The 23,909-nt window shown below is 68.4% G+C and carries 26 protein-coding genes; 16 read left to right on the top strand and 10 right to left on the bottom strand.

Going from position 1 to position 23,909, the window contains the following annotated elements:
* Positions 1-76 precede the first annotated feature (76 nt).
* Genes OJF58_RS26520 through OJF58_RS26510 form a run of 3 tightly spaced genes read right to left on the bottom strand, consistent with a single transcriptional unit; the run spans position 77 to position 2,759 of the window.
* Entirely contained in the window at positions 77-781 is a 705-nt protein-coding gene (locus tag OJF58_RS26520; protein ID WP_300780898.1) for a Phenylacetic acid catabolic protein, read from the bottom strand.
* Between the two features lie 11 nt (positions 782-792).
* On the bottom strand, positions 793-1,725 hold the full coding sequence (locus OJF58_RS26515; RefSeq protein ID WP_300780897.1) for an SDR family NAD(P)-dependent oxidoreductase: 933 nt from the start codon (positions 1,723-1,725) through the stop codon (positions 793-795).
* Positions 1,722-2,759 (bottom strand): 2Fe-2S iron-sulfur cluster-binding protein, encoded by a 1,038-nt coding sequence (locus OJF58_RS26510; RefSeq protein WP_300780896.1) that lies wholly within the window; start codon positions 2,757-2,759, stop codon positions 1,722-1,724. Before OJF58_RS26510 ends, OJF58_RS26515 begins: the two co-directional genes overlap by 4 nt.
* Positions 2,760-2,939: 180 nt before the next feature.
* Between OJF58_RS26510 and OJF58_RS26505 the strand changes: the two genes are divergently transcribed.
* Both OJF58_RS26505 and OJF58_RS26500 read left to right on the top strand, forming a co-directional pair.
* Positions 2,940-3,422, top strand: coding sequence for a MarR family transcriptional regulator (locus OJF58_RS26505; RefSeq protein WP_300780895.1), 483 nt, complete (start codon positions 2,940-2,942; stop codon positions 3,420-3,422).
* Between the two features lie 10 nt (positions 3,423-3,432).
* The gene (locus tag OJF58_RS26500; RefSeq protein WP_300780894.1) at positions 3,433-3,906 is read left to right on the top strand and encodes a PaaI family thioesterase; all 474 of its coding nucleotides are present in this window, start codon (positions 3,433-3,435) and stop codon (positions 3,904-3,906) included.
* Positions 3,907-3,987: 81 nt separating this feature from the next.
* Here OJF58_RS26500 and OJF58_RS26495 read toward each other — a convergent pair whose 3' ends face one another.
* Together OJF58_RS26495 and OJF58_RS26490 are read right to left on the bottom strand one after the other, a co-directional pair.
* Positions 3,988-4,584, bottom strand: coding sequence for a pyridoxamine 5'-phosphate oxidase family protein (locus OJF58_RS26495; RefSeq protein WP_300780893.1), 597 nt, complete (start codon positions 4,582-4,584; stop codon positions 3,988-3,990).
* A 4-nt stretch (positions 4,585-4,588) separates the two neighbouring features.
* Positions 4,589-5,452, bottom strand: coding sequence for an ATP-binding protein (locus tag OJF58_RS26490; RefSeq protein WP_300780892.1), 864 nt, complete (start codon positions 5,450-5,452; stop codon positions 4,589-4,591).
* A gap of 126 nt (positions 5,453-5,578) precedes the next feature.
* Here OJF58_RS26490 and yajC point away from each other — a divergent pair, with 126 nt between their 5' ends.
* Genes yajC through OJF58_RS26470 form a run of 4 tightly spaced genes read left to right on the top strand, consistent with a single transcriptional unit; the run spans position 5,579 to position 9,304 of the window.
* Positions 5,579-6,004: a preprotein translocase subunit YajC gene (gene yajC / locus OJF58_RS26485; protein WP_300780891.1), complete on the top strand. Its 426-nt coding sequence runs from the start codon at positions 5,579-5,581 to the stop codon at positions 6,002-6,004.
* Positions 6,005-6,044: 40 nt separating this feature from the next.
* A complete protein-coding gene (secD, locus tag OJF58_RS26480) occupies positions 6,045-7,721 on the top strand; it encodes a protein translocase subunit SecD (protein WP_300780890.1) in 1,677 nt (558 codons plus the stop codon).
* Between the two features lie 9 nt (positions 7,722-7,730).
* Positions 7,731-8,906: a protein translocase subunit SecF gene (gene secF, locus OJF58_RS26475; protein ID WP_300780889.1), complete on the top strand. Its 1,176-nt coding sequence runs from the start codon at positions 7,731-7,733 to the stop codon at positions 8,904-8,906.
* Positions 8,903-9,304: an Mth938-like domain-containing protein gene (locus OJF58_RS26470; RefSeq protein WP_300780888.1), complete on the top strand. Its 402-nt coding sequence runs from the start codon at positions 8,903-8,905 to the stop codon at positions 9,302-9,304. Before secF ends, OJF58_RS26470 begins: the two co-directional genes overlap by 4 nt.
* Positions 9,305-9,400: 96 nt before the next feature.
* Here the strand turns inward: OJF58_RS26470 and OJF58_RS26465 are convergent, their stop codons facing one another.
* On the bottom strand, positions 9,401-10,003 hold the full coding sequence (locus OJF58_RS26465) for a urate hydroxylase PuuD (RefSeq protein WP_300780887.1): 603 nt from the start codon (positions 10,001-10,003) through the stop codon (positions 9,401-9,403).
* 123 nt (positions 10,004-10,126) lie between these two features.
* Between OJF58_RS26465 and OJF58_RS26460 the strand changes: the two genes are divergently transcribed.
* From OJF58_RS26460 to OJF58_RS26450, 3 genes are all read left to right on the top strand, one after another.
* The gene (locus OJF58_RS26460) at positions 10,127-10,771 is read left to right on the top strand and encodes a squalene/phytoene synthase family protein (RefSeq protein WP_300780886.1); all 645 of its coding nucleotides are present in this window, start codon (positions 10,127-10,129) and stop codon (positions 10,769-10,771) included.
* A gap of 31 nt (positions 10,772-10,802) precedes the next feature.
* The gene (locus OJF58_RS26455) at positions 10,803-11,690 is read left to right on the top strand and encodes an alpha/beta fold hydrolase (protein WP_300780885.1); all 888 of its coding nucleotides are present in this window, start codon (positions 10,803-10,805) and stop codon (positions 11,688-11,690) included.
* Positions 11,691-11,761: 71 nt separating this feature from the next.
* On the top strand, positions 11,762-12,988 hold the full coding sequence (locus OJF58_RS26450) for an LLM class flavin-dependent oxidoreductase (protein ID WP_300780884.1): 1,227 nt from the start codon (positions 11,762-11,764) through the stop codon (positions 12,986-12,988).
* A 63-nt stretch (positions 12,989-13,051) separates the two neighbouring features.
* Here the strand turns inward: OJF58_RS26450 and OJF58_RS26445 are convergent, their stop codons facing one another.
* Entirely contained in the window at positions 13,052-13,813 is a 762-nt protein-coding gene (locus OJF58_RS26445; protein ID WP_300780883.1) for an SDR family NAD(P)-dependent oxidoreductase, read from the bottom strand.
* A 105-nt stretch (positions 13,814-13,918) separates the two neighbouring features.
* Between OJF58_RS26445 and OJF58_RS26440 the strand changes: the two genes are divergently transcribed.
* Together OJF58_RS26440 and OJF58_RS26435 are read left to right on the top strand one after the other, a co-directional pair.
* A complete protein-coding gene (locus OJF58_RS26440; protein ID WP_300780882.1) occupies positions 13,919-15,085 on the top strand; it encodes an FAD-dependent monooxygenase in 1,167 nt (388 codons plus the stop codon).
* A gap of 79 nt (positions 15,086-15,164) precedes the next feature.
* Positions 15,165-15,635, top strand: coding sequence for a VOC family protein (locus OJF58_RS26435; RefSeq protein WP_300780881.1), 471 nt, complete (start codon positions 15,165-15,167; stop codon positions 15,633-15,635).
* Positions 15,636-15,728: 93 nt separating this feature from the next.
* Here OJF58_RS26435 and OJF58_RS26430 read toward each other — a convergent pair whose 3' ends face one another.
* Together OJF58_RS26430 and trmFO are read right to left on the bottom strand one after the other, a co-directional pair.
* Entirely contained in the window at positions 15,729-16,871 is a 1,143-nt protein-coding gene (locus tag OJF58_RS26430; protein WP_300780880.1) for a zinc-binding dehydrogenase, read from the bottom strand.
* Positions 16,872-17,046: 175 nt separating this feature from the next.
* Positions 17,047-18,405 carry a methylenetetrahydrofolate--tRNA-(uracil(54)-C(5))-methyltransferase (FADH(2)-oxidizing) TrmFO gene (gene trmFO / locus OJF58_RS26425; protein WP_300780879.1) on the bottom strand — a complete coding sequence of 453 codons (1,359 nt, stop codon included), beginning with the start codon at positions 18,403-18,405 and terminating at the stop codon, positions 17,047-17,049.
* A 162-nt stretch (positions 18,406-18,567) separates the two neighbouring features.
* Here trmFO and OJF58_RS26420 point away from each other — a divergent pair, with 162 nt between their 5' ends.
* From OJF58_RS26420 to OJF58_RS26400, 5 genes are all read left to right on the top strand, one after another.
* Positions 18,568-18,957 carry a RidA family protein gene (locus tag OJF58_RS26420; RefSeq protein WP_300780878.1) on the top strand — a complete coding sequence of 130 codons (390 nt, stop codon included), beginning with the start codon at positions 18,568-18,570 and terminating at the stop codon, positions 18,955-18,957.
* A gap of 2 nt (positions 18,958-18,959) precedes the next feature.
* The gene (locus tag OJF58_RS26415; protein WP_300780877.1) at positions 18,960-20,615 is read left to right on the top strand and encodes an NAD+ synthase; all 1,656 of its coding nucleotides are present in this window, start codon (positions 18,960-18,962) and stop codon (positions 20,613-20,615) included.
* Positions 20,616-20,619: 4 nt separating this feature from the next.
* The gene (locus OJF58_RS26410) at positions 20,620-21,420 is read left to right on the top strand and encodes a phosphodiesterase (protein WP_300780876.1); all 801 of its coding nucleotides are present in this window, start codon (positions 20,620-20,622) and stop codon (positions 21,418-21,420) included.
* A 13-nt stretch (positions 21,421-21,433) separates the two neighbouring features.
* A complete protein-coding gene (locus OJF58_RS26405; protein ID WP_300780875.1) occupies positions 21,434-22,705 on the top strand; it encodes a divalent metal cation transporter in 1,272 nt (423 codons plus the stop codon).
* 109 nt (positions 22,706-22,814) lie between these two features.
* Positions 22,815-23,483 (top strand): glutathione S-transferase family protein, encoded by a 669-nt coding sequence (locus tag OJF58_RS26400; RefSeq protein ID WP_300780874.1) that lies wholly within the window; start codon positions 22,815-22,817, stop codon positions 23,481-23,483.
* A gap of 114 nt (positions 23,484-23,597) precedes the next feature.
* On the opposite strand, the gene OJF58_RS26395 is transcribed toward OJF58_RS26400, so the two are convergent.
* On the bottom strand, positions 23,598-23,897 hold the full coding sequence (locus OJF58_RS26395; RefSeq protein WP_300780873.1) for an addiction module antidote protein: 300 nt from the start codon (positions 23,895-23,897) through the stop codon (positions 23,598-23,600).
* Between the last annotated feature and the right edge of the window lie 12 nt (positions 23,898-23,909).

Raw genomic sequence — 23,909 nt, 5'->3', positions numbered from 1 at the left:
GGATCCCTCGCTGCGCTCGGGATGACACGGAAGAGGCTGGAGCGCGTAGCTTGCTCCTTGTTGCGCTCCAACGGCGTCACGCCGCCTGACGGAGCGCGGGCAGGGTGAGGCCGTATTTCGCGGCGACCTCGGTGGCGCGCTTGACATAGTCCTCGCGCATCTCGTCGTTGGTGCGCTGCTTGATCTTCCACTTGCGGAAGATCTCGTTGTTCTTCGACTTCGAGCCGCCGAAGAACCTCGGCAAGTAAGGCCAGTATTCGTTCACCGCCGCCTGCAGCTTCGCCTTGCCCTCGGGCGTCTTCACGAGCTCGGCGGAGAAATCCTCGCCGAACTGCGCGTGGAAGCGCTCCTCCGGCATGGTGGCGCGGGCGAGATTGCGCAGCGGATGGAACGTGCAGTGCAGCAGGTCCTCGACCTGCAGGATCTCGGCCAGATCGGCCAGCAGCTTGATGGCGACGAACTCCTCCCAGGTCTTGAGCGGGAACTCGAAGATCGAGAGCGGCTTCTTGCCCGAGCCCGGCACCATGCGCGCCTCGGGGATGCCGATCTGCACGCCGAGCTGCTTGAAGCGCACGTGATGGCCGTATTCCTCCATGGCGACGCGGCAGGTCAGCCACTTGGCATAGGGCGTCGGCGCATAGGCGATGGCCGGCTCGTCGAACACCTGCGCGCCGTAGAGCTCGTTCACGGCGTGGCTGATCACCAGCTTGGCGACCGCCTCGCGATACTCCTCGGGCGCATTCTTCAGCTCTTCGACGGTCTTGACGACGAGGTCGGTCATGGCGGGCTCCATCAGACGAGAGGTTCGGTGTTGAAGGCTTCGAGATCGGTGGTGAGGTCGGTGAACTGGCCGGCGAGCCTGGCCACCAGATCGTCGGCGAGCGTCTCCGGCTTCCCGACCTCGAGCCGGGCGATCGGGCGCGGCTGGCCGAACAGGAAGACCTCGCGTCCGCGCACGCCCAGGAGCTGGCCGGTGATGCCCTTGGCGGCGGGCGCGCAGAGCGCCGTCACGAGATTCGCGACATGGTGCGCACCGATCTTGAGCGCGCGCTCCTTGTAGGTCTTCTGCGCCTCGTTGGCGGGCTGGATGATGTCGGTGACGCGTGTGCGCGCGAACGGCGCCACGGCGTTCACCGTGATCGCCGCGCGCTGCAGGTCCATGGCCGCAACGCGCGTGAGGCCGAACAGGCCCGCCTTGGCGCTGGCATAGGCGGCCTGGCCGAGATTGCCGTAGAGGCCGGCCGAGGAGACCATGTTGACGATGCGGCCCCAGTCGTAGCCGCCCTTGCCGCCGCGCCCTGCCTTGCCTTGCTCGCGCATGACGGCCGAGGCCGCATTGATCAGGTAGAACGGCGCGGAGAGGTTGTTGCGGATCACCGCGTCCCAGTCGCGTGGATCGGCGCGGAAGACGAACGCGTCGCGCAGGATCGCGGCGTTGTTGACCACGATGTCGATGCCGCCGAACTGCTTCACCGCCGTCTCCACCAGCAGCCTGGCGACGCCTGGCGAGGCCACGCTTTCGGTGAAGGCGACCGCCTTCTTGCCGATCGCCGCCGCGACCTCCCGCGCGGGACCGGGATCGGCGCCGTCGCCCGAGATGGAGGCGCCGACATCGGCCACGACCACGCTCGCGCCCTCGGCCGCCAGCGCCTCGGCGATCGCGCCGCCGATGCCGCGGCCGGCACCCGTCACGATGGCCGACCGTCCTTCCAGCAGTCCCGTCATAGCTCCGCTCCCGTTTTCCTGCCGGCACTGGCCATCTCGGCCGCCGTGTAGAAGGCGTCGGCATGCACGTCGATGCGTCGCATGCCGCGCCTCTCGAAAAGCTTCGTCGCCGCCTCGACCATGACCGGCGGGCCGGCGAGATAGGCCTTGCAGCCGTCGAACTCGTCGAAGTCCCGCGCGACCGCCTCGTGCACCAGACCGGTCCGCCACGGCCCGCCCGTCGTCTCGCTGAGCACGGGTGTGAAGTGGAGGTTCTCGTGCTTGCGCGCCAGAGCGGCGAAATGGTCGTGCAGGTAGAGATCGCGCTCGCTGCGGACGCCGAAATAGAAGTAGATGTGCTGCGGCAGCGCCCGGGCCAGCGCGCGCTCGACGATCGACTTCAGGGGCGCCATGCCCGAGCCGCCGGCCACGGCGATGATCGGCCCGCGATGGGCCTCGCGCAAGTAGGAGCTGCCGAACGGGCCCTCGACGCGCACGGCATCGCCCACCTTCAGCCGCTCGCCGACATAGGCGCTGGTCGCGCCGCCCTCGGTGCGCCGCACATGGAACTCCAGCACCGGATCGCCGGGCACGTTCGCCATCGAATAGTCGCGCGGCTGGCAGCCGTCGAAGGTGACGGAGGCATACTGGCCGGCCGAGAAGTCGAACGGGCCGCCGGACAGGATCTCGAGCCGCACGCGCTTGATGTCGTGCGTCGCGTCGTCGAGGCCAGCGACCGTGCAGGAAAGCACGCGGCGGGGATGGACGATCAGGTCGTCCTCCTCGAGCCATGCCACCTCGCAGTCCTCCCAGGGCACGGCGCGGCAGGCGAGGATCAGGCCGCGCTCCTTCTCTTCACCGGCCAGCGCGAACTCCGAATAGCCCTCCATGCTCACCTCGCCCTTCACCAGGTGCGACTTGCAGGTGCCGCAATTGCCCGACTGGCAGCCGTGCGGATAGGCGATGCCGGCCTCGAGCGCCGTCTCGAGGATCGTGGCGCCGGTCGTCACCTCGATGGTGCGACCGGCCGGAACGATATGGACCTTGAAGCTCATGCCGGAACAACGCCTGGAGAGGGTGAGGGGAGGCAAATTTGTTTGATCCCCCAACTATCTACATCACAAGTACAAAAGAGTTAAGCCCTCGCGTGCTTGCAAAGGCACGGCAGATATGGGGTCTCGGGACAGAGCCCGCATTGGTTGCTCCCCCAACAATCTCCGTCTACCACTTGGGCCATGGCCAGTTCCCCGCCCAACGGCAAGCCGCGGGCCGAAAGCCTCGATCGCGGCATGCTGCCCCAGCTCCTGGGCTACGGGCTGCGGCGCGCCCAGTCGGCCGTGTTCGCCGATTTCGCTGGCACCTTCGCGCGGGCGGGCGAGGCGCTGACGCCGGGCGAGTTCGGGCTGCTGGTGCTGGTCGAGCGCAACAAGGGGCTGAGCCAGATGGCGCTGGCGCGTGCGCTCGCCATCGACCGCTCGACCCTGGTGCCGATCCTGAACCGCCTGCAGGCGCGCGGCTTTCTGATGCGGCACGCCTCGCCGACCGACGGCCGCACCCACGCCCTCGCGCTGACGCCCGCCGGCGAGAAGGCGCTGGCGAAGTTCGCGCGGCTCGTGAAGGCGCACGAGAAGCGCATCACGGCGGGCCTTTCGGCCGCCGAAACGCGCACCCTGATCGAGCTTCTGGAGAAGGTGCGCGGCGCGGCCGGTTCGCTATAGTCCGCGCGCCATGAGTTCCGCCCATCCCGACTTTGCCCATATCGACGCCGAGTCCGTCACCGACTCCGATCTGCTCGATCTCCTGCGGGCCTCGCCCGCCGAGGCATCGAGGACGCTGAACGGCGAATTGCTGGAGGTCGATTCGGCGCGCGGCATCGCCCGCTTCCGGTTCGAGGTCGTGCCGGCCTTCTGCCATTCGCAGGGCAGGATCTGCCAGGGCGGGTTCCTGACCGGCATGGTCGATACGGCGATGGCGACGGCCGCCATCGCCCGGGGCAAGCTCTCGGTCGCGGTGCCCACGCTCGAGATCAAGGTGAGCTTCTTCGAGGCGATGGGCCCCGGCATCGTCTTCGCCGAGGGGCGCGTCCAGCGCTGGGGCGGTTCCGTCGGCTTCCTCGACGGCGATCTCAGGGACGAGAAGGGCCGCCTGATCGTCCACTCGACCTCGACGGTCAAGATCGTGCGGCAGAAGGCCAAAGCTTAAGAGGCCAAAGATCCCTCGCTCTGCGCTCGGGATGACACGCCATTTTGCTGTGTCATCCCGAGCCGAAGGCGAGGGATCTTTCTACTCTCCGCCGCCTTTCAGCCGCGCCACTTCCTCTTCCAGCTCCTTTATCCGGGCGACGAGCTTGTCCACCGCCGGCGCGATCTCGGCCTCGCTGTAGCGCGCGACGATGTTCTGGTGGCAATTGACGTCCCAGGCCTCGAGCGTGAACACGATCGCACGTTCGGGCCGCGCCTTGTAGGCGGGATCGACCAGCCGCTCCATCAGCTCGAGGTCGCCCTCGACGATGCGCGCGCGGCCCCACAGCTTCAGCCGCTGCCGGGTGGCGAAGTGGGGGATGAAGATGAGGGCGCGGTCGTTCTCGCGCAGGTGGCCGAGCGTGATGTACTGCCGGTTGCCGGCGAAGTCGGCGAAGGCGAGGGTGTGGGTGCCGATCGGCTTCAGGAAGCCGGCCGGTCCGCCCTTGTGCTGCACGTAGGGACGGCCGTCGGCGCTCGCGGTCGCGAAGAAGAAGGTGTCGATGGCGTCGAGGAACCGGCGGAGATCGGGCGTGATCCCGGTCTGCCAGCTCCGGCCCTCGAACTGGGCGCGCGATCCGAGACGCGCCTGCTCCGCCTTGACCGCCGGCGAGAACAGCACGTCCTGCGGATCGCCCATCGCATCACCCCAGTTTCTTGCCGAGCTGGCCCGCCACTTCCTGGATGAACTGCCAGGCGACGCGGCCCGAGCGCGCGCCGCGCGTCACCGACCATTCGACCGCCTGCCGGCGCAGCTCCTCGACCGGCACGTCGAGACGATAGTGCCGCGCGTAGCCCTCGATCATCGCGAAAAAAGTGTCCTGGTCGGCGTTGTGGAAGCCCAGCCACAGGCCGAATCGGTCCGACAGCGAGACCTTCTCCTCGACCGCCTCCGACGGGTTGATCGCCGTCGAGCGCTCGTTCTCGATCATGTCGCGCGGCATCAGGTGGCGGCGGTTGGAGGTGGCGTAGAACAGCACGTTCTCCGGGCGGCCCTCGATGCCGCCGTCGAGCACCGCCTTCAGCGACTTGTAGGCGGCGTCCTGCCCGTCGAAGGACAGGTCGTCGCAGAACACCACGAAGCGCCGCTTGCTCTCGCGCACGCGCGCCAGCAGCGCCGGCAGCGACGGAATATCCTCGCGGTGGATCTCGATCAGCGCCAGCGGCCCGGGCGGGCCGCCCATCTCGCGATTCACGTGGGCATGGGTCGCCTTCACGATCGAGCTCTTGCCGGCGCCGCGCGCGCCCCACAGGAGCGCGTTGTTGGCCGGCAGGCCTCTGGCGAAGCGGCGCGTATTCTCGAGCAATGTGGCTTTCTGGCGGTCGATGCCCTGCAGGAGGTCGAGATCGACGCGGTTGACCCGCGGGACCGCCTCGAGCCGGTTGCCCGCGGCATGCCATACATAGGCCTCGAAGCCGGCGAGATCGGCTCTCGCCGGCGGCGACGGTGCGAGGCGGTCGAGGGCTTCGGCGATGCGTGAAAGCGTTGCTTTAAGGTCTTGATCCATCGTTGACAGGAAGGTCGGGGGCCGGCGAAAGGGGGTGACCATATCGCCCGGCGCTTGCGTTGCAAAGCGGCTGCGGACCGCTATAGTCCGCCCGCTTTTCGACGGCCGGAAGAATCGGAGCGGCAGATGTTCATTTCAGAGGCTTGGGCGCAGGGTGGCGGCGCGGGCGGCGGCTCGGATTTCCTGGTGCAGCTCTTCCCGCTCATCCTCATCTTCGTCGTCTTCTACTTCCTGCTGATCCGCCCGCAGCAGGCCAAGGTGAAGGCGCAGAAGGAGATGCTGGCGGGCGTCAAGCGCGGCGACCGCGTGGTCACCGGCGGCGGCATCATCGGTCTCGTCACCAAGGTGATCGGCGAGAACGAGCTGCAGGTCGAGTTGGCCGAGGGCGTGCGCGTGCGCATCATCAAGCAGACCATCACCGACATCCTGACGCGCGGCGAGTCGGTGCGCGGCGCCAAGGAGGCCGACGAGGACGAGAAGCCGCTGCTGCCGCAGCGTGCGGCGGCGCCGGAGCGGAAGGGCCTGCTGGCCGGGCTGTTCGGGAAGAAGTAGGACGGCCGCCGGTCGCGGCGGCATCGCAGGGTAATCGGGTATGCTCCACCTCCCGCGTTGGCAGACCATCGCCATCATCGTCTTCACGGCGCTCGCCGGCCTGTTCGCGCTGCCCAACATCCTGCCCGAGTCGATCGACGACCTGCTGCCCAAGTGGTACGCGCAGAACCGCATCAATCTCGGCCTCGACCTGCGCGGCGGCGCGCACTTCCTGCTGGAGGCCGACCTGCGCGGCGTGCTGAACGAGCGGATGACCAACGTCGCCGATTCGGTGCGCGGCGAGCTGCGCAAGAAGCAGGTGGGCTTCAAGGAGCTGACGGTCGAGCCCAACGGCCATGTCACGGTCGAGCTGCGCGACGAGGGCCAGCGCGCCACCGCGATCGAGGCGATCCGCGCCGTCGATCCCAGCCTGGTGACGGAAGGGGCCGGGCCCAAGATCGACATCAGCTTCTCGCCCCAGGAGCTCACGCGCAAGCGCAAGGAGGTGATCGACCAGTCGATCGAGATCCTGCGCCGGCGCGTCGATGAGACCGGGACGATCGAGCCCACCATCGTGCGCGAGGGCGACGACCGCATCCTGCTGCAGGTGCCGGGCATCAAGGACACGACCGACCTCAAGCGCAAGATCAACCAGACCGCCAAGCTCACTTTCCACCTGGTCAACGAGGATCTCGCCGCCAGCAGCGGCGGCGGCCTGCCCTCGGTGCTGCCGCCGACCACGGCGCTGGTGCCCACGCGCGAGGGCATGCAGGCGCTCAAGGCCGCCAACCCCAAGGCCTTCGACGAGATCCAGAGCGCCAATCCGCGTCTGTCGCCCGAGCAGATCTGCCGCCGCTACCATCCGCTCTGCCTGCCGATCTTCAAGCGCGTGATCGTGGGCGGCGAGGATCTCGACGACGCCAAGGCGACGTTCGAGAGCCAGCAGCAGGGCGGCCGGCCGATCATCAGCTTCACCTTCAACGCCGCCGGCGGCCGCTCGTTCTGCGCCGCCACCCGCCACAACATTGGCAAGCGGCTCGCCATCCAGCTCGACAACGAGATCATCAGCGCCCCGGTCGTGCAGAGCGCGATCTGCGGCGGCAGCGGCATCATCACCGGCGCCTTCACGCCGCAGCAGACCCAGGAGCAGGCGCTGCTGCTGCGCTCGGGCGCGCTGCCCGCGACCCTCACCATCATCGAGGAGCGCACGGTGGGGGCCGATCTCGGCGCCGACGCGATCCACGCCGGCACGGTCGCCGCCGTGGTCGGCACGGGACTGGTGATGTTCTTCATGTTCGGCACCTACGGCCCGCTGTTCGGCGGCTTCGCCAACCTCGCCATGGGGGTGAACCTGCTGCTGGTGCTGGCCGGGATGTCGGTGCTCGGCGCCTCGCTCACCCTGCCCGGCATCGCGGGCCTGGTGCTCACCGTCGGCATGTCGGTCGATTCGAACGTGCTGATCTACGAGCGCGTGCGCGAGGAGAAGGCCAACGGCCGTTCGGCGCTGGGCGCGCTCACGGCGGGCTACGAGCGCGCGCTGGCGGCGGTGATCGATTCGAACCTCACGGCGCTGATCGCCGGCGTCCTGCTGTTCGGCTTCGGCTCCGGCCCGATCCGCGGCTTCGCGACCTCGCTGTCGCTGGGGCTCCTCACCCATCTCTTCACCGCCACCATCTTCACCCGCATGCTGCTCGCGACCTGGATGCGCTGGCGGCGGCCGAAGGAACTCACCCTCTGAGGCCGCGCCATGCTGTGGAAGCCGCACCATATCGTTCCCGCCCACACGAAGATCGATTTCATGGGCCATCGCCTGTGGGCGCTCGGCCTGTCGACGCTGATCAACGTGCTGTCGCTGGTGGGCGTGTTCGTGTTCGGGCTGAACTTCGGCATCGACTTCGAGGGCGGCATCGCCATCCAGGTGCGCGCCAAGCAGGGCACGATCCAGCTCGACGAGCTGCGCCACACGACGGGCGCGCTCGGCATCGGCGAGGTCTCGCTGCAGGAGTTCGGCGACAAGAGCAGCGCGCTGATCCGCGTGCAGCGCCAGGAGGGCAACGCCGCATGCGTGGCGCACGCCGATGCCGTGATGAAGCGCCGCGTCGGCAACGGCTGGAGCGTCAAGCCGGGCGCCGAGGGCACCGGCGACGTCGTCTTCACCGCGCCCGGCCAGCTCGACGCGGCCGGCTGGCGCGACGCGGTGAGCCGCGTCGGCCTCACGGTGCTCGAGCGCGAGCTGCCGCGCGCCAACACCAACACCGCCAAGATCGACATGACGCCCGAGCAGCGCGCCGAATGGTGCCAGCAGGTGGCGATCAAGGTGGTCGACGACGCGATCAGCGACAAGTACGACATCCGCGGCACCGAATCGGTCGGCCCCAAGGTCGGGTCGGAGCTGATGCATACCGGCATCATCGCGGTGCTGGCCACGCTGGCGGCGATCGCCATATACATGTGGTTCCGCTTCGAATGGCAGTTCGGCGTCGGCGCGCTGATCTCCATGCTGCACGACGTGATCTCCACCATCGGCATCTTCGTGCTGTTCCGGATCGACTTCAGCCTGACGGCGCTCGCCGCGGTGCTCACCATAGCCGGCTACTCGATCAACGACACGGTGGTGGTGTTCGACCGCGTGCGCGAGAACATGCGGCGCTACAAGAAGCTCGGCTTGGTCGACGTCCTCAACCTCAGCATCAACGAGACGCTGTCGCGCACCGTGATGACCTCGATCACCGTGTTCGTCGCCGTGCTGGCGCTGGTGATCTTCGGCGGACCGGTGCTCTACAGCTTCTCGATCGCCATGCTGTGGGGCGTCATCGTCGGCACCTACTCCTCGATCTGGATCGCCTGCGCGGGGCTCGTCTACCTGAAGCTCCGGCCCGAGCAGTTCCGGCACGAGGACGAGGGCGCCAAGGCCAAGGCGTGAGCCCGGCGCGCGATCCCGACGACAAGACCCTGCCGGCGCCCGATCCGGCGCAGGTGCAGGTGATCCGCGGCTACGGTCCGGGCCATTTCACGATCGGCGAGCGCGAGTGGCGCGAGCCCGTGCTGGTGACGCCGGGTGCGACCTCGGCCTGGGAGGTCAGCCGCATGGAGGAGCTGACACTGGCGAGCGTCGCGGTGCTCCGGGAAGGACCGGAGCCGGTCGAGATCCTGGTGCTGGGCTGCGGCAGCCGCACCGTGTTCCTGCCGCCGGCGCTTCGCGCCGACCTGAGGGCCGCCGGCCTGTCGGTCGAAGTGGTCGACACCGGCTCCGCCTGCCGCACCTACAACGTGCTGCTGGCCGAAGGCCGCCGCGTCGCGGCGGCGCTGATCCCGATCTGAAGGCCGAGGAAAGATCCCTCGCTGCGCTCGGGATGACGCCAAGAAGGCCGTGTCATCCCGAGCCGAAGGCGAGGGATCCTTGTGCCGATGCGGCGATCACGACACGAAGCCGCCGTGGCTCTGGGAGGCCATGCAGTAGAGCATGCCGATCGAGAACATGGTGTTGAAGCGGCTGGCGTAGAGCGCGATCGGGCCGGCCTTCGCCTTCTCCTCGGCCGTGGCGTCGACCAGGCCCAGGATCTTCTGCTGCATCGGCCAGATGATGAACCAGACGTTGAAGGCCATGATCAACGCCATCCACATGCCGATGCCGATCGGGTAGAAGGGCTTGCGCAGCAGAAGCGCGTCGACGATGTAGCCGTTCATCCAGGCCAGCAGCAGGCCGGTGATCACCGTCGCCAGCGCGCCGTAGCGGAACCACCAGAGCGCGCTGGGAGCGATGAACTTGGACACCGCGCTGCGACTCTCCACCGGCTGGATCTTGGGCATGGTGGGCGTCTGCACGAAGTTGAAATACCAGAGCAGGCCGATCCACATCACGCCGCTCAGGATGTGCAGCCAGCGCATGAAGAACGTGCTCCAGGCGTGGTTGAAGTGGATCATGTCGCCCGAGGTCGCGTTGGCGATCAGGACGATGACGATCAGGACGACGACGCCGGCTGCGACAGTGCGCCCCAGCGAGTTGAAGATGGCGCCCATATCCGTTTTCTCCCCTATCTCGTTGAAGGGATTGGCGTTTCCTCTCCAGAGCCATTCTAATCGAGACCTTGCCTGCGTTCAACGGTCGCAGGTGCCCGGTTATCCCCGGATGCCCAGTCGATCATGAGCCCTTCCTTCCGCGCATCCGAGGCTTCCCACCGCTATGTCCTCGACACGGTGCGGACGGCGGACCGCGACCGGTTCCTGGCCGCCTTGTTCGCACCCGAGCCGGCGCGCCGCGGGCTGATGGCGCTGCTGGCTTTCGACCACGAGCTCGCCCGCGCGCGCGCCGTCACCCGCGAGCCGCTGCTGGCCGAGATCCGCCTGCAATGGTGGCGCGAGGCGGTGGCGGAAGCGGCGGGGATGGACAAGCCCAGGGCGCAACCGGTCGTCGAAGCGCTGGCCGAGACCGCGCGCCGCTACCGGCTCACGGCCGACGGTTTCATCGCCCTGATCGATGCGCGAGCGGAGGAAATCGAAGGGCCGCTCGACGTCGTGCGCGCGGGCGCCGCGCTCGCCGACCTCGAGCTCGCGGTGCTGGGCGTCGGCGACGAGACGACCCGCAAGGCCGCGCACGCCGTGGCCGCCGCCGGCCTGATGGGCGAGGGCAGGGAGCGCGAGGCCCTGCTCGCCGGCGTGCGCGCCGAAGGCCGGACCGATCCGGCGGCGCTGCCGATCCTGATCCAGGCGCGGCTGCTCGACCGGCCGCTGCCGCCGTGGCGCCGGCCGCTGGCTCTTTGGTGGGCGGCACGGCGCGGCCGATGGTAAGAACGTCGCGACGATCGACCGAGGAGGCAACGTGGCACGCGTCAAGGCGAACGGAATCGAGATCGAATACGAGACGGCCGGCAACAGCAGCGATCCCGCGCTGCTGCTGGTCATGGGCCTGGGCGCGCAGCTCACCATCTGGCCCGACGCCCTGTTCGAGGGGCTTGCCGGGCGAGGCTTCCACGTCATCCGCTACGACAACCGCGATACCGGCCTTTCGACCGACTTCGGCGCCTGGGGCGTGGCCGACGTGCCAGCGGCGCTGCGCAAGGTGATGCAGGGCGGCAAGGTCGAGGCACCCTATCTCCTGAAGGACATGGCGGCCGACGCGGTGGGCCTGCTCGACGCGCTGGGTATCGAGCGCGCGCACATGGTGGGCGCCTCGATGGGCGGCATGATCGTGCAGATCGTGGCGGCCCAGCATGCCGAGCGCACGCGCTCGATGGTGTCGATCTATTCCACCAGCGGCCGCCCCGGGCTGCCGCAGGGCAAGCCCGAGGCGCTGGCGATGCTGGGCTCGCAGCCCGAGGGCACGAGCCGCGAGGCGCGCGTCGAGCACGGCATCAAGCTGCGCCGCACCATCGGCAGCCCGGCCTATCCGATGCCCGACGCCGAGCTGCGCGCGCTGGTCGAGCGCAACGTCGACCGCCGCTACTATCCGGAGGGCGTGGGCCGGCAATACCTTGCCGTCATGGCCTCGGGCGACCGCGTGGAGATGCTGAAGAGGGTCAAGGCGCCGACGCTGGTGCTGCACGGCGAGGAAGATCCGCTGCTGCCGGTCGAATGCGGCCGCGACGTGGCGCGCCTCGTGCCGGGTGCGAAGATCGAGACCTGGCCCGGCTGGGGCCACGATTTCCCGAGCGCACTGATTCCGACGCTGGTCGATCGCATCGCCGGATTTTGCAAGGCGGCCGAATAGCCGAGGCATCGCAACATCCTCGTTGTCATCCCGAGCGCAGCGAGGGACCTTCCGCTTCGGAGGAAAGGCCCATGAAGTTCGGCATCTTCTACGAGCATCAGCTCCCTCGCCCGTGGGGCCCGCGGAGCGAGTACCAGCTCCTGCAGGATTCGCTCGCCCAGATCGAGCTCGCCGACCGGCTGGGCTACGACTATGCGTGGGAGGTCGAGCACCACTTCCTCGAGGAATATTCCCATTCGTCCGCACCCGAGGTGTTCCTGGGCGCGGCGAGCCAGAGGACGAAGCGCATTCGCCTCGGCCATGGCGTGATCCAGCTCACCACCAACCAGCCGCACCGCGTCGCCGAGAAGGTGGCCACGCTCGACCTGCTGTCGGGCGGGCGCGTCGATCTCGGCATGGGCGAGGCGGCGGGGCCGGCCGAGCTCCATCCGTTCAACATCAAGGTGCGCGACAAGCGCGACCGCTGGGAGGAGGCGGTCAAGGCCATCGTCCCGATGTTCACCAGGGAGAGCTGGGAGTTCCACGGCCAGTATTACGACTTCGAAGCGCGCAACGTGATTCCCAAGCCGTTCCAGAAGCCGCATCCGCCGCTCTGGGTCGCGTGCTCCAACATCCAGACCATCGGCAAGGCGGGCGAGTGGGGCATGGGCGCGCTGGGCTTCACCTTCGTGACGCCCGAGGCGGCGCGCGCGTGGGTGCACAAGTACTACAACAATCTCCTGCACAACCCGCGCAAGCTCACCGACTATCCGAGCAATCCCAACGTGGCGATGGTCTCGGGCTTCATGTGCGCGCCGACCGACGCGGAGGCCGAGCCGAAGGCGGCCGGCTGGACGTTCTTCATCTTCGCGCTGAGCTACTACGGCCGCAAAGGCGTCGATGCGCCGGGCACGTCCGATCTCTGGAAGGAATACCAGAGCTGGAAGGGCGGACCGGAGGAGAGGAAGGCGCTGGAGTCGGGCCTGATCGGCTCGCCCGAGACGATCGCGAGAAAGCTGCGCCAGTTCCAGCAGAGCCGCGTCGACCAGGTGATCCTGCTGAACCAGGCCGGCAAGACGAGCCACCGGGACATCTGCGACTCGCTCGAGCTTTTCGCCAAGGAAGTGATGCCCGAGTTCCATGCCGCCGAAGCCGAGCATGCGGCATGGAAGCAGAAGGTGCTCGACCGCGAAATCGTGCTCGAGGACCTCGATGTCGGGAAGTACGACATCTACAGCCACCAGAACGAGCACATCGTCCGCCTCACGCCCGAGCAGCTCAAGGCCAAGATGGCCGAGAAGGAGGCACGGCGGGCTTAGTCGTCTGGACCGCGCGCTTCCAGCGCGCTCACGAGCGCGCTGGAAGCGCGCGGTCCACGAGGCTCAGACCGACAGCCTGTTGAAGACGAAGCGCGGCAGGTGCTGCGCCACGAGCATGATGGCGCGCCAGGCGGGCGGGGCGTAGACGACGGGACGGCCGCGTTTCATGCCCTTCACGATGGTGCGCGCGACATCCTCCGCCGGCGCCACGTAGCGTCCGGCGGCCTTCCTCGCGGCGGTCATGGGCGAGTCAGTCGGGCCGGGCTTGATCAGAACGATCCTGACGCCGCTGCCGGCAAAGCGATGGTCCATGCCCTGGGCATAGCGCGCCAGGAACGCCTTGGCGGCGCCGTAGCTGTAGTTGGCCTTGCGCGCCCTATCGCCGGCCACCGAGCCCAGGATGCCCAGCGTGCCGCGGCCGATGCCGGCGAAGTGCCGCGCGAAGGCCTCGGCGAACAGCGCCGGCGAGAGCGCGTTGATCGCGATCGAGTCGCGCAGGAAGGCGAGGTCGGCCTGGCAGGCCTGCTGGTCGGCGAGCCAGCCCTGCGCGATCAGCGCCATGTCGATCGATCCCGATTCCGCGATCGAGCGCACGAGCGCCTCGATCGCCGCGGGATCGTGGAATTCGCCCTTCTTCACGGTCACGCTCGAGCCCGGTCCGCGCTGGCGCAGATCGGCCGCGATCGCTTCGGCCCTGGCGATATCGCGCGCCACCAGGACCAGTTCCGTCGGCGCCTCGGCAACCCACAGCCGGCAGCAATGCTCGGCGATGGCCGAGGGTCGCGCCGACGACGACGATCCTGCGCGGTTGGGCTTGGGTGCCATTGGTCATTTGCTACTATAACCCGCCATGAACCTCTCATGTGGACCGCGGGCTTCCAGCCCGCTCACGAGCGCGCAGGATGCACGCGGTCCTGATGGCGTGCCCGCATGAGAGTCGCCGTCGTCGGCGGCGGGATCGGCGGCCTCTCCGCCGCGCTGCAGCTCCTGAAGGCCGGGCTCGACGCCCACGTCTACGAGCAGGCGCCGCGCATCACCGAGATCGGCGCCGGCATCCAGATCAGCCCCAACGCCTCGCGGCTGCTGCATCGGCTGGGGCTCGGTCCGGCGATGGACGCGGTGGGCGTGCGCCCGCTCGCAGTGCATCAACGCCGCTGGGACAATGGCCGCACGCTTCAGCGCGCGCCGGTTGGCCGCGAGGTCGAGGCGATCTTCGGCGCGCCCTACTACCACTTCCATCGCGCCGATCTCGCGACCCTGCTGGCGGACGCGCTGCCGCCGGAGCGTCTGCACCTCGGCCACAAGCTCCTCGACCTGGCGCGGAAGGGCGAGCGCGTGACGGCGTGCTTCGAGAATGGCGCGACGGCCGAGGCCGATCTGCTGGTCGGCGCCGACGGCATCCATTCGCGCGTGCGCCATCTCCTCTTCGGCCCGGAGAAGCCGCGCTTCACCGGCTGCGTCGCCTGGCGCGGGCTGGTGCCGGCCGAGCGCATAAAGCACCTCGGCATCGAGGTCGCCTCGCACAACTGGATGGGGCCGGACGGGCACGTCGTGCATTACTGGGTCGCGGGCGGGCGGATGATGAACGTGGTCTGCGTCGTCGAGCACGGCGACTGGACCAAGGAATCCTGGACCGACCGGGGCGAAGTGGCCGACGTGCTGGCGCGCTACGAGGGCTGGCATCCGACCGTGCGCGCGCTGATCGGCGCCTTTCCCGAGACCTTCGTCTGGGCGCTGCACGACCGCGCCGAGCTGCCGCGCTGGAGCGACCGCCGCGTGACGCTGCTGGGCGACGCCTGCCATCCCATGCTGCCCATGATGGCGCAGGGCGCCGCGCAGTCGATCGAGGACGGCGCCGCGCTGGCGTCACTCCTGAAAGCGATGCCCGGCGACATCCCGAGCGCCCTGGCGCGCTACGAGGCGGTCCGCAAGCCGCGCGCCACCAAGCTGCAGCAGGCGAGCGCCGCCAACCGCAAGCGCTTCCACCTGCCCGACGGCCCCGAGCAGCAGAAGCGCGACGAGGCGATGGCCGCCTCCGGCGACCGCTCCATCGCCAACATCGGCTGGCTCTACGCGCACGACGCGGCGGTTGTTTGACACCACCATTGCCACTGGGCTTCGGTGTCATCCCGAGCGCAGCGAGGGATCTTTCAGCGATGTGGACAGGGGACACCCGATGATCGAAGTGAACGGCATGGCGCACGTCATCCTCACCGTCAGCGACTGGGAGAAGGCGCGCGCCTTCTACGCCGAGCTGCTGCCGTTCCTCGGCCTGAAGAAGGTCTATGACGGCAACAACTTCCTCTATCACGTGGGCGGCCGCACCGCCGTCGGCATCCAGCGCTGCGCCGAGGAGCACGCGGGCGCGCGCTTCGCGCAGAACCGCGTCGGCCTGCACCACCTCTGCCTGCGCGCGCGCTCGCGCGAGGATGTCGACCGGATCGCCGACAAGCTGCGCGCCATGGGCGCCCATATCGACCGCGGCCCGATGGAAGGCGCCTGGGCGCCCGGCTACTACTTCCTCGTCTTCGAGGATCCCGACGGCATCCGCCTCGAGGTCAACTTCATCCCCGGCAAGGGCCTGCTCGCCGCCGACCCGCCGCTCAACCCGAGCTTCGATCCGAACTGGAACCAGAACTATCCGTGAGGGGCCCTGTCATCCTGAACGAAGCGAAGGATCTCCTGTCCGTTGACGTGATGATGAGGTCCTTCGCTTCGCTCAGGACGACAAAAACGGGCATTATACCTTGTTCGGATTGATCAAGAACTTCTCCCCCGTCGCGCGCTTGTTGTAGATGGCGATGTTCTCCAGCCGCAGCGCCTCCTGAAGCGAGATCGCCTTGGTGTAGTGGCTGGCGAAGGTGGTCTTCAGCGAGCGCACGACGCGTTCGCGCAGGCGCTGCTGGTCGGGGCGGCCGATCTTCTGCAGGAAGGGCGTGAGCAGCCAGCCGCCGACGCCCCAGGCCATGCCGTAGTTGCGCACCAGCTCGACCGGGCCGGTGTCGAGGCTGCCGTAGATATAGACCTGCTTGTGCGTGCTCGAGCCGTAGCGGTTGTATTCCTTGGCCGACTTGTTGAGCGCGATCTCCATGCAGGTGAGGATCTGGCTCGCGAGCCTTCCGCCGCCGATCGCATCGAAGGCGATGGTGGCGCCGGTCTCGACCAGCGCCTGCGTGAGATCGTCGGTGAAGGAGGGCGCGGACGAGTCGCACACGTGCTTGGCGCCGGCGTCGCGCAGGAGCTTGGCCTGTGCCTGGCTGCGCACGATGTTGACCAGCCCGATGCCGTCCTCGAGGCAGATCCGGTTCAGCATCTGGCCGAGGTTCGAGGCGGCGGCGGTATGCACCAGCGCCTTGTGGCCCTCGCGCTTCATGGTCTCGGTCATGCCGAGTGCGGTGAGCGGATTCACGAACCACGAGGCGCCCTCGGCCGCCGTCGTGCCGGACGGCAGCGCCTGGCAGTCGCTCGCCCGGATGAGACGGTATTGCGTGTACATCCCGCCGCCGATCATCGACACCGTCTTGCCCATGAGCGCCTGCGCCGCCTCCGACTTGCCGGCCTTGATCACGGTGCCCGCGCCCTCGTTGCCGACCGGCATCGCCTTGTCGAGCCGTGCGGCGAGGAAGGGCAGGGCGGCCGCGGCTACCTTCGCCTTGACCACGACGCCGTCGCCGCTGCCCGAGGCGGTCGCGCTTTTGATGTCGGCCGGTCCCACCAGCAGGCCGAGGTCGGACGGATTGATCGGCGTCGCCTCGACCTTCACCACGACCTGGTCGTCGGCCGGCTCGGGCACGGGCACTTTCACGAGCGAGAGCTCCAGCTCGCCGTTCTTCCTGATCAGCGAGCGCAGCTCCAGACCGGTGGTGGGGGTGGCGTCAGGCATCGGTCGTCTCCATTAATTTGGTTGGGCGACACGATGCACAGGGTGGTGTGCGGGGACAAGGGGCGTGCGTCACCCCCTCACCCAACCTCTCCCCCGGTGGGGGAGAGGAGGAAGAGAAGCGAGCGTCATGTTCCTCTCCCCCATAGGGGGAGAGGCTAGGTGAGGGGGCCGCGTGCTACTCCGCCGCCAGCGGCGTGGGTGCGAGCCAGTGGTCGAGGTCGCGCAGCGCGCGCCTGGCGAGAAGCTGCTTGCGCTCCTTGCCGCGCGCATTGCCCTCGATAGGCGGAAACAGGCCGAAATTGACGTTCATCGGCTGGAAGGTGCTGGCGTCGGCGCCGCCGGTGATGTGGCCGAGCAGCGCGCCCATCGCCGTCGTCGCGGGCGGCGCGACCGGCGCCTGGCCCAGCCGCTCCGCGGCGGCGAAGCGGCCGGTCATCAGGCCGACGGCCGCGCTCTCGACATAGCCCTCGCAGCCGGTGATCTGGCCGGCGAAGCGCAGGCGCGGCATCGCCCTGAGCCGCAGGGTCGCATCGAGCAGGCGCGGGCTGTTCAGGAAGGTGTTGCGATGCAGCCCGCCCAGCCGCGCGAACTCGGCGTGCTGCAGGCCGGGGATGGTGCGGAAGAGCCGCGTCTGCTCGCCGTGCCTGAGCTTGGTCTGGAAGCCCACCATGTTCCACAGCGTGCCGAGCGCGTTGTCCTGGCGGAGCTGCACCACCGCCCACGGTCGGCGGCCGGTCCGCGGATCGCGCAGCCCGACCGGCTTCATCGGCCCCCAGCGCAGCGTGTCCGGTCCGCGCGCCGCCATCACCTCGATCGGCAGGCAGCCGTCGAAGTAGGGCGTGTCGGTCTCCCACGCCTTGAATTCGGTTTTCTCGCCCGCCAGCAGGCCGGCGACGAAGGCTTCGTATTCCGACTTGTCGAGCGGGCAGTTGAGATAGTCGGCGCCGTCGCCGGCCGGGCCACCCTTGTCGTAGCGCGACTGCTTCCAGGCGATCGACCGGTCGATCGAGTCGGCATGCACGATCGGCGCGATGGCGTCGAAGAAGGCGAGCGCATTTTCGCCGGTGAGCCTGCCGATCGCCTCGGCCAGCGCGGGCGAGGTGAGGGGGCCGGTGGCGACGATCACGCTGTCCCAGTCCTCGCGCGGCAGGCCCGCGATCTCCTCGCGTCTCAGCTCGACCAGCGGATGGGCGAGCAGGGTCTCCTGCACCGTCGCCGAGAAGCCGTGGCGATCGACCGCCAGCGCGCCGCCGGCCGGCAGCTTGTGCGCGTCGGCCGCCCGCATGACGAGCGACCCGGCGCGGCGCATCTCCTCGTGCAGGAGGCCGACCGCATTGTTCGCGGCATCGTCGGAACGGAAGGAGTTGGAGCAGACCAGCTCGGCGAGCCCGTCGGTCTGGTGCGCCTCGGTCCCGCGCACCGGCCGCATCTCGTGCAGCACCACAGGCACGCCCGCCGACGCGAGCTGCCACGCCGCCTCGCTGCCCGCCAGCCCGCCGCCCACGATGTGTACCGCCTTGATGCTTGACGTCATGCCGCTCCGATGGGTTCCTGTGCGAATGCGGGGCCGACACCCGAAACCGTGTCATCCTGAGCGCAGCGAAGGATCTTTGGTGATGTCGCCCAAAGATCCCTCACTTCGTTCGGGATGACACATTCTTTGTATCAGCCTTGGATATAGATGGGAGAGCCTGTCATGGCCATCAAGTTCCACAATCCGTCGAGCGTGTCCTTCTCCGGCAAGTACAGCCTCGGTGCCGAGGTGCCGGCCGGCACGCGCCTGTTCCATGTGTCGGGGCAGGTCGGGGTCGATTCCGAGGGCAAGCTGCAGCCCACCTTCGAGAAGCAGGCCGCGCAGGCGTGGCGCAACATCGGCGAGGTGCTGAAGAGCGCCGGCATGGCCTACGAGGACATCGTCAAGGTCACGATCTTCCTCACCGACAGCCGCTTCATCGCGCCCTATCGCGAGGTGCGCGACCAGTTCATCACCAGGCCGCCCTATCCGGCCTCGACGCTGCTGGTCGTGGCCGGCCTCGCCGATCCCGCCATGCTGGTCGAGGTCGAGGTGGTGGCCGCCAAGGCCTGACGATGACCAATAGCCTCAAGGTCGCCCTGGCGCAGCTCGATCCCAAGGTGGGCGACGTCGCGGGCAATCTCGCCAGGGTGCGGGCCGCACGCGCCAAGGCGAGGGAGCAGGGGGCGGCGCTGGTCGTCACCTCGGAGCTGGCGATCGCGGGCTATTTCCCCGAGGACCTGGTGCTGAAGCCGGCCTTCCAGCGCCAGTGCCACGAGGCGGTCGAGGCGCTGTGCGCCGACACGCGGGACGGCGGCCCGGCGCTGTTCCTCGGCACGCCATGGCGCGAGGAGGACAAGCTCTACAACGCCATCGTCGCGCTCGACAAAGGCGAGATCGTCGGCAAGCGCTTCAAGGTCGACCTGCCGAACTACGGCGTGTTCGACGACAAGCGCGTTTTCTCGCCGGGCCCCATGCCGGGGCCGCTGGTGTTCGACGGCGTGCGCATCGGCGTGCCGATCTGCGAGGATGTCTGGACCCCCGACGTCGTCGAGTGCATTTCCGAGACCGGCGGCGAGATCCTGCTGGTGCCCAACGGCTCGCCCTACGAGGTCGGCAAGACCGACCTGCGCGTGCAGCACGGCGTCGAGCGCGTGATCGAAAGCGGCCTGCCCTTCGCCTATGTCAACCAGGTGGGGGGCCAGGACGAGGTGGTCTACGATGGCGGCTCGTTCGTGATCGGCGCCGACCGCCTGCTCAAGGCCAAGCTGGCCTCTTTCAAGGAGGAGGTGGCGACGGTCGAATTCCGGCGCGGCGCGAACGGCTGGGACTGCCTGCCGGGGCGGATCGCGCCCGAGCTCGGCGAGCTGGAGTCGATCTACCAGGCGATGATGCTGGGCCTGCGTGACTACGTGAACAAGACCGGCTTCCCCTCGGTCGTGATCGGCCTCTCGGGCGGCGTCGATTCGGCGCTGACGGCGGCGGTGGCGGCGGACGCGCTGGGCCCGGAGCGCGTGCGGACGCTGATGATGCCCTCGCCCTACACCAGCCGCGACTCGCTGGAGGACGCCAGGGCGTGCGCCGAGGCGATCGGCGTCAAATACGAGATCGTCGGCATTGAGCCGGCGATGGAGGCCTTCAGCGCCATGCTGCGGCCGCTGTTCGGCAACCGTCCGTCCGACGTGACCGAGGAGAACATCCAGAGTCGCGCCCGCGGCGTCACGCTGATGGCGGTCTCCAACAAGCTCGGCGGCATGGTGGTGACCACCGGCAACAAGTCGGAGATGGCGGTGGGCTACGCCACGCTCTACGGCGACATGTGCGGCGGCTACAACGTCCTGAAGGACGTCTACAAGACCACGGTGTTCGAGCTCTGCGCCTGGCGCAACAAGCACCTGCCGGACGGCGCGCTCGGCCGCCCGGGCCGCGTGGTCCCCGAGCGCATCCTCACCAAGCCGCCCTCGGCCGAATTGAAGCCCGACCAGAAGGACTCCGATTCCCTGCCGCCCTATCCCGTGCTGGACGCCATTTTGCGCGGCCTGATCGAGCGCGACCTGTCGGCGGAGGAGCTGGCGGCCGAGGGCTACGACAGGGCGACGGTCGATCGGGTCTGGCGGCTCCTGGAGAATGCCGAGTACAAGCGCCGGCAGGCGCCGCCCGGGGTCAAGATCACCTCGCGGATCATCAGCCGCGAGCGGCGCTATCCGATCGTCAACGGGTTCAGAGGGTAGGGCGATGCTGATCGCGCAGATTTCCGACATGCATGTGACCGCCGAGGGCACGCTGCTCTACAAGCGCATCGACACGGCGGGATACCTCGAGCGCGCGGTGGCGCACGTCCTCGGCCTCGAGCCGCGGCCCGACGTCGTGATCGCCACGGGCGATCTCGTCGACGGCGGCACGCCCGAGGAATATCAACGCCTGCGCCGCCTGCTGGCGCCGTTGCCGATGCCGGTCTACGTCATTCCCGGCAACCACGATGCACGCGAGCCCTTGCGCGCGGCCTTCGCCGATCGGGGCTACCTGCCGAAGGAAGGCTTCCTGCAGTACGCGGTGGAGGGACTGCCGCTGCGCCTGATCGGCCTCGACACGCTGGTGCCGGGCAAGCCTTATGGCGCGCTGTGCGGGGAGCGGCTGGGCTGGCTCGCGGCGCGCCTCGACGAGCGGCCCGAGGTGCCGACGCTCCTCTTCCTGCACCATCCGCCGTTCGACTGCGGCATCGAGGCGTTCGATCGTTTCCGCCTGAACGAGGGCGACGCCGCCCTCGCCGACCTCGTGCGCCGCCACGGCAATATCGAGCGCGTGACCTGCGGGCACGTCCACCGGCCGATCCAGCGGCGCTGGGCCGGCAGCCTGGCCTCGATCGCGCCCAGCACGGCGCACCAGGCGACGCTCGATCTGCAGGCCGGCGCCCCGCTTTCCATGATGATGGAGCCGCCGGCGATCGCGCTGCATCTCTGGACCGGCGGCGGTCTCGTCACCCATATGAGCTATGTCGGCGCGTTCGACGGCCCGAAGCCGTTTCGCGCCCTCTGACGGAACCTCGACCGTGAGGCCCTCGTTCCCGTTCGCCGTGCCCCTGCAGAACCTCTCCCGGCGCCTCGGCCCGGGCGTCATCACCGGCGCCGCCGACGACGATCCGAGCGGCATCGCCACCTATTCGCAGGCCGGGGCGCAGCAGGGCGTCGGGCTGCTTTGGACGGTGGTGCTCACCTGGCCGATGATGGTCGCCGTGCAGTCGGTGAGCGCGCGCATCGGCCGGGTCACCGGCCACGGGCTCGCCGCCAACATGCTGGCTGTCTTCCCGCGCCCGGTCGTGACCGGCCTCGTGGCCCTCCTGTTCCTCGCCAACACTATCAATATCGGCGCCGATCTCTCCGCCATGGGCGCGGCCGTCAACCTGATGGCGGGCGGCAGCCGGCATCTCTACACGCTGGCCTTCGCCCTGGGCATGCTGGCTGCCGTCGTGTTCATTCCCTACCATCAATACGTCGCGGTCCTGCGCTGGCTCACCTTCTCGCTGTTCGCCTATGTCGGCGTCGTCTTCACGGTGAAGATCGACTGGCACGCGGTGGCGGTGGGAGCGCTGCTGCCACGCTTCGATCTCAGCGGCGAATCCTACATGCTGATCGTCGCCGTGTTCGGCACCACCATCAGCCCCTATCTCTTCTTCTGGCAAAGCTCGCAGGAGGTCGAGGACGAGCAGGCGGCGAAGGCCGAGCCGCTGATCGACCGTCCCGACAAGGCGGACGGCGAGCTGAGCCGCATCGGCTGGGAGACCATGGCCGGGATGGCGGTCTCCAACATCGTCGCGTTCTTCATCATCCTGACGACGGCCATGACGCTCCACGCGAACGGCCAGACCGACATCCAGAGCTCGGAGCAGGCGGCCGCCGCGCTGCGCCCGATCGCAGGCGACGCCGCCTTCCTGCTGTTCAGCCTCGGCATCATCGGCACCGGGCTGCTGGCGGTGCCGGTGCTGGCGGGCTCGACCGCCTATGCCATGGGCGAGGTGCGCGGCTGGCCGATCGGGCTGGAGCGCAAGCTCGGCGAGGCGCGTGCCTTCTACACCGTGATCGCCATCTCGATTCTGGTCGGCATCGCGGTCGAGGCCTCGCCGCTCGATCCGATCGAGGCGCTGGTGTGGAGCGCCGTCGTGAACGGCGTGATCACCGTGCCGATCCTGGTCGCGATGATGATCGTGGCGTCGAGCGCGAAGCGGATGGGCAAGTTCACGGCGACGCGCCTGCAGCGGATTTTCGGCTGGATCACCACCGCCATGATGGCCGCCGCCGCGCTCGCGATGTTCGTGACGATGTAGAACATGACCATTCCTGCCACGAATATTCCGCCGGCAGCCCGGGCCGTCCCAACATGTTTGTGCTAAGTACCCCGTCGGCTTCGGTCGGGACGACGGGACCTTCTTCGCCATGAGACTCTATTCCGGTCCGCTCAGCATGTTCGGCGCCAAGGCGGAGATCGCAGCGCACGAGAAGGGCATCGACTTCGAGCTGGTGATGGTGCCGTTCGAAATGAAGACGCTCTATCAGCCCAAGCACCCCGAGGTCGTGCGCATCAATCCCAAGCGCCAGGTGCCGGTGCTGGTGGACGGCGACCTCGAGATCTTCGATTCGACGCAGATCTTCGAGTACCTCGAGACCCTGAAGCCCGAGCCGGCGCTGTGGCCGCCCGACGCCAAGGCGAAGGCACGGGCGCGCCTTCTGGAGCACAAGTCGGACGAAGTCTATTTCCCGCACATCATCCGCCTGATGGGCCTTCAGGCCACGCCCGACGATCCGCTGGCCGTCGAGGCGCGTGCCGCGGCGACGGCCTGCTACGACGAGATGGAGCGGCTGATCGGCGAGCGGGACTGGCTCGCCGGCAGCTACTCCTATGCCGACATCGCCTTCTACATGGCGCAGCTCTTCGGCGCGCGGATGACCGCGCCCATGGCCGAGGCACATCCAAGGCTGCAGCGCTGGCGCGATCGCATGAGCGCGCGCCCGGCGGTCGCGAAGGTGGCGGGTGCGATGGCCCGCTATCTCCGCTCGCAGGGCCGCCCGCTGCCGGAATTCCTGGCGAAGGTCATGTCGGCCTAGGCGGCACGAAGCATCGGTATCCTCGACACGTCGTCCTCGCGGGCCTGCGACACGTTCGCGGGATCGCACGGAAATACCGATAACAAATGCCGGGCAGACCGATGTGGTGCTGTGTTAGGCGGCGCGCTTCTGGACGGTTACATGAAGCTCGAGCCCCATCGCACGGACGACCTTGAGGATGGCGCCGAAGGACGGGTTTCCCCTCTTGCTCAACGCCTTGTAGAGGCCGGCCTTGGTCATGCCAGCCTCCGCAGCTATATAGTTGATACCGCGGGCTCGGGCGATGTCGCCGAGAGCGGAGGCGATGAATGCCGGATCGTCGCCGCCTTCCCGGAGACAGGCGTCGAGATAGAGCGCCATGTGTCGGGGGCTCCTGAGGTATTCCGCTGCGTCGAACTTCGTCAGCTTGACCATCGCTTTCTCCCT

This window comes from Enhydrobacter sp. (assembly GCF_030246845.1).
Classification (GTDB): domain Bacteria; phylum Pseudomonadota; class Alphaproteobacteria; order Reyranellales; family Reyranellaceae; genus Reyranella.
This window is presented reverse-complemented; position numbering and strand designations above follow the sequence as displayed.

Bases quoted from the DNA above. Each gene is read 5' to 3' on its own strand.
- OJF58_RS26430 (WP_300780880.1), bottom strand. From the start codon at position 16,871: ATGCCTGACGCCACCCCCACCACCGGTCTGGAGCTGCGCTCGCTGATC.
- OJF58_RS26520 (WP_300780898.1), bottom strand. From the start codon at position 781: ATGACCGACCTCGTCGTCAAGACCGTCGAAGAGCTGAAGAATGCGCCC.
- OJF58_RS26440 (WP_300780882.1), top strand. From the start codon at position 13,919: ATGAGAGTCGCCGTCGTCGGCGGCGGGATCGGCGGCCTCTCCGCCGCG.
- OJF58_RS26500 (WP_300780894.1), top strand. From the start codon at position 3,433: ATGAGTTCCGCCCATCCCGACTTTGCCCATATCGACGCCGAGTCCGTC.
- OJF58_RS26515 (WP_300780897.1), bottom strand. From the start codon at position 1,725: ATGACGGGACTGCTGGAAGGACGGTCGGCCATCGTGACGGGTGCCGGC.
- OJF58_RS26410 (WP_300780876.1), top strand. From the start codon at position 20,620: ATGCTGATCGCGCAGATTTCCGACATGCATGTGACCGCCGAGGGCACG.
- OJF58_RS26490 (WP_300780892.1), bottom strand. From the start codon at position 5,452: ATGGATCAAGACCTTAAAGCAACGCTTTCACGCATCGCCGAAGCCCTC.
- trmFO (WP_300780879.1), bottom strand. From the start codon at position 18,405: ATGACGTCAAGCATCAAGGCGGTACACATCGTGGGCGGCGGGCTGGCG.
- OJF58_RS26450 (WP_300780884.1), top strand. From the start codon at position 11,762: ATGAAGTTCGGCATCTTCTACGAGCATCAGCTCCCTCGCCCGTGGGGC.
- OJF58_RS26465 (WP_300780887.1), bottom strand. From the start codon at position 10,003: ATGGGCGCCATCTTCAACTCGCTGGGGCGCACTGTCGCAGCCGGCGTC.
- OJF58_RS26420 (WP_300780878.1), top strand. From the start codon at position 18,568: ATGGCCATCAAGTTCCACAATCCGTCGAGCGTGTCCTTCTCCGGCAAG.
- OJF58_RS26435 (WP_300780881.1), top strand. From the start codon at position 15,165: ATGATCGAAGTGAACGGCATGGCGCACGTCATCCTCACCGTCAGCGAC.
- secF (WP_300780889.1), top strand. From the start codon at position 7,731: ATGCTGTGGAAGCCGCACCATATCGTTCCCGCCCACACGAAGATCGAT.
- OJF58_RS26395 (WP_300780873.1), bottom strand. From the start codon at position 23,897: ATGGTCAAGCTGACGAAGTTCGACGCAGCGGAATACCTCAGGAGCCCC.
- OJF58_RS26505 (WP_300780895.1), top strand. From the start codon at position 2,940: ATGGCCAGTTCCCCGCCCAACGGCAAGCCGCGGGCCGAAAGCCTCGAT.
- OJF58_RS26495 (WP_300780893.1), bottom strand. From the start codon at position 4,584: ATGGGCGATCCGCAGGACGTGCTGTTCTCGCCGGCGGTCAAGGCGGAG.
- yajC (WP_300780891.1), top strand. From the start codon at position 5,579: ATGTTCATTTCAGAGGCTTGGGCGCAGGGTGGCGGCGCGGGCGGCGGC.
- OJF58_RS26445 (WP_300780883.1), bottom strand. From the start codon at position 13,813: ATGGCACCCAAGCCCAACCGCGCAGGATCGTCGTCGTCGGCGCGACCC.
- OJF58_RS26460 (WP_300780886.1), top strand. From the start codon at position 10,127: ATGAGCCCTTCCTTCCGCGCATCCGAGGCTTCCCACCGCTATGTCCTC.
- secD (WP_300780890.1), top strand. From the start codon at position 6,045: ATGCTCCACCTCCCGCGTTGGCAGACCATCGCCATCATCGTCTTCACG.
- OJF58_RS26510 (WP_300780896.1), bottom strand. From the start codon at position 2,759: ATGAGCTTCAAGGTCCATATCGTTCCGGCCGGTCGCACCATCGAGGTG.
- OJF58_RS26415 (WP_300780877.1), top strand. From the start codon at position 18,960: ATGACCAATAGCCTCAAGGTCGCCCTGGCGCAGCTCGATCCCAAGGTG.
- OJF58_RS26400 (WP_300780874.1), top strand. From the start codon at position 22,815: ATGAGACTCTATTCCGGTCCGCTCAGCATGTTCGGCGCCAAGGCGGAG.